This is a genomic window from Xanthomonas arboricola, assembly GCF_003353015.1.
GTDB classification, from domain to species: domain Bacteria; phylum Pseudomonadota; class Gammaproteobacteria; order Xanthomonadales; family Xanthomonadaceae; genus Xanthomonas; species Xanthomonas arboricola_E.
The window spans coordinates 1-305 of record NZ_QREM01000020.1; the positions used below are offsets into that span (position 1 = coordinate 1).

Below are 305 nucleotides of genomic sequence, written 5' to 3' on the forward strand. Positions count from 1 at the left end.
GCGGTTCTGCCGGCGCAGACGGTCCTCGATGTCGCCCTGGTAGGTCTCGAAGCTGTCGGCCATCGCGCTGTAGCGGCTGTCGGTATAGCTGTTGGCCGCGGCAACGCCGTTGTCCAGCTGGCCCTTGTTGACCGCGTCGGTGGCACGCGTGCCGGCCGCCACATTGGCCACCTGCCGCTCGCCGCCGACGCTGCCCACCGACACCGTGTTGGCGCGATCGGCGACCGAGCCCTGGCCCACGGCCACCGCACCTTGTGCGCTGACCCGTGCGCCCTGGCCGATCGCCGTGCCCGAGGCCGCACTGA

General features: G+C 71.8%; 1 pseudogene. It reads right to left on the bottom strand.

The window, feature by feature from the left end:
* A pseudogene (locus tag C0541_RS20540) lies at positions 1–305 on the bottom strand (adhesin); the annotation flags it as partial.